The organism is Enterococcus sp. VV15, assembly GCF_005236045.1.
GTDB classification, from domain to species: domain Bacteria; phylum Bacillota; class Bacilli; order Lactobacillales; family Enterococcaceae; genus Enterococcus_B; species Enterococcus_B durans.
Genome location: NZ_QPTY01000081.1, coordinates 1 through 2,628, shown reverse-complemented (window position 1 = coordinate 2,628; position 2,628 = coordinate 1). Strand labels below are relative to the sequence as shown.

The 2,628-nt window shown below is 28.6% G+C and carries 3 protein-coding genes; all 3 read left to right on the top strand.

Annotated elements, in window-relative coordinates; all coding sequences use genetic code 11:
• The first annotated feature begins 552 nt into the window (after positions 1-552).
• Complete coding sequence (locus DVW83_RS15105) at positions 553-1,362, top strand: sensor histidine kinase (RefSeq protein WP_161569464.1); 810 nt, start codon at positions 553-555, stop codon at positions 1,360-1,362.
• 2 nt (positions 1,363-1,364) lie between these two features.
• Positions 1,365-2,123, top strand: coding sequence for a LytR/AlgR family response regulator transcription factor (locus DVW83_RS14475; protein ID WP_123863104.1), 759 nt, complete (start codon positions 1,365-1,367; stop codon positions 2,121-2,123).
• A gap of 68 nt (positions 2,124-2,191) precedes the next feature.
• A complete protein-coding gene (locus DVW83_RS14470) occupies positions 2,192-2,575 on the top strand; it encodes an accessory gene regulator B family protein (protein WP_137239634.1) in 384 nt (127 codons plus the stop codon).
• The last annotated feature ends 53 nt before the right edge of the window (positions 2,576-2,628 follow it).

The following is a 2,628-nucleotide window of genomic DNA, read 5'->3' as shown; positions in this document are numbered from 1 at the left end:
GAAAATATATTAAGTTTGATCAATGAGAGACCGGTAAAACATTGTATAGTATTTTACACAGGATTATGGACTTGACTGAAAGGAATGTTCAATATTTCACTACTATATTTCATGTTATTTACTCAATTCTTTTTTATGGGGCTAGGTAGTTTATTAATAGTAAAAAAAGTAAATCTAAAAATAATCATTTTTATCTCGTCTTTAAGCACTATTTTTATTGCTTGTTATAATTATTTAAACTTACTGACAACTGGATTATTATGGATAGTCTATTTTTCAATACTCACGTTAGTGCTAAAAAAAGAATACCTTCACAGCCTGTATTCAGTTTCTATGTCCATAATTCTTTTCATTTTCTCTGATTACTTATTATTATTTTTCCCCTTTGATTATATTGATAGTAATGGTCTTCTTAGATTTATTTCAAATCTACTTATTTATTCTGCATTATTAATTTTCGTAGTGACTCGTGTTGATTTCAGTAACTATGATCACACAAATAAACTATCTATTTCACTTATCGCATGCGCAACATTTGGAATATACTTCATAATGATAAGTGTCGAGAGATTTGCTACAAATTATCACAAAATGGAATTAACCAATAAATTCTTTGTTTGTTTTTATGGGCTTGGTTCTCTGGTAATTTCTGTCTTCACAATATATTCAATAAAAAAGAATTATCAATCACGAGAAAATAAACGACAGCTTGAATATCTCGAATATCATGCCAAAGAAATTGAGAATAGATACCAAGAATTGAGATCATTTAAGCATGATTACAAAAACGTTCTACTTTCAATGCAATCTTATATTGACAGCAAAGATTTTGATGGTTTAAGAACATATTTTGAAAATGATGTCATGAATCACAAAAGTGAAATATTTGAAAATACATTTGAACATGCAAATATTCAGTTGGTAAAGGTTAATTCTCTGAAAAGTATTTTAATATCGAAGTTATCTGCTGCATCTGAAAACGGAGTAAAGACTTCTTTACTCATTTTTGACGAACTTAGCTATGTTCCAATTAATGAAATTGAAGTCGTAAGAATATTAGGCATAGTGTTAGACAATGCTATAGAGGCAACTATTCCATATAAAAAGCAAGCTTTTGTTGAGTGTGCAATCCTTAGAGAAAGTACGGAAGTGAAGATTTTCTTATCTAATAGTATCCATGAAGAAATGCCCCCTCTACATGTTTTAAAAGAGAGAGGGGTTTCAACAAAAGGGAAAAATAGGGGACTTGGGCTACGCAACTTGGATGATCTAGTTGGAAAAAATGAGCTGCTATCTTTAGAAACTATTCTAAAGAATGACACATTCTGTCAAATAATATCAATAAAAGAACGGGGTATATGAAGATGCTAAAAATATTTATTTGCGATGATGAAAAAAAACATCAAGATTCAATTAAATTAATTGTTAATAATTATCTTTTTATGACTGATTTAGATGCAAAAATTGAAATAGTTACGTCTGACCCAGGAGATCTTTTTTGCTGGGAAAACACTGACAATGATGATTTATTATTTCTTTTAGATTTGGAATTAAATAGTGATTGTAATGGAATTCATTTAGCTGCCAATTTAAGAGAGAAGTTTCTTTTTTGTAAAATAGCTTTCATTACTAGCCATCCTGAAATGGTATTTCTATCTTTTTCTCATAAAATAGAAGCTATAGATTTTATTTCAAAAGACTCATATCAAGTCCTTAAAGAAAGGATTACTGAAGTAATAAATACAACGATCACTAGAATTCACGTACCCTCTCCTCATCAAAAAAAATTTATTCTAGTAAAAAGTGATAATAAAGATATAAAATTATACATTGAAGATATTCTATTTTTCGAAACTTCTGGAACACCACATAAGGTAAACGCACATCTTAAAAATAGACAAATTGAATTCTATTATCACATTAAAGACATACCCAAGCTTAACGAACGTTTTTATAGATGCCATCAATCATTTGTAGCGAACATCTCCAATATTGCTGCAATCGATCGAAGGAATCGAATTGTCTATTTTGAAAATGAAGAAAAATGCTTTGCATCAATACGCTACGTTAAAGAACTATGTAATAGAGTTAAATTTGAAAATACACTTTTGATTAAAAATTGATAGATTACGAAATTTCAGTTCAAATAAACTGTAAGGTTTATAATTAAATTGTTCAAGTTGAAAGGGTGATGAAGATATCTGAAGAAACTTTTGAGGAAAAATTCGTAGGATTTTTGGTAAATAGAGTCTCAAATAGGCTCGAACTATCAAGAGAAGATTCATTGAAAATCGAATACGGATTAAATATCTTGGTGATAAACTTGGTCAAAATGATCATAATCTATAGCTCAAGTATTACTTTAGGATGTTTTAAAGAAACGCTTATTGTTCACTCGTCATTTTGTATTTTGAGACGGTATAATTACGGTTTTCATTTTAACAGTAACCTAGTTTGTACATTATTTGGAATATTATTATTTGTTTTATTTCCATTCACTATGAAATATTTCAATTATGATATACCAATCTATCATAATTTGACTATTTTAAGTCAAGTCCATAATCCTGTGTAAAATACTATACAATGTTTTACCGGTCTCTCATTGATCAAACTTAATATATTTTC

Coding starts and splice junctions, on each gene's coding strand:
- DVW83_RS14470 (WP_137239634.1), top strand. CDS start 2,192: ATGAAGATATCTGAAGAAACTTTTGAGGAAAAATTCGTAGGATTTTTG.
- DVW83_RS15105 (WP_161569464.1), top strand. CDS start 553: ATGATAAGTGTCGAGAGATTTGCTACAAATTATCACAAAATGGAATTA.
- DVW83_RS14475 (WP_123863104.1), top strand. CDS start 1,365: ATGCTAAAAATATTTATTTGCGATGATGAAAAAAAACATCAAGATTCA.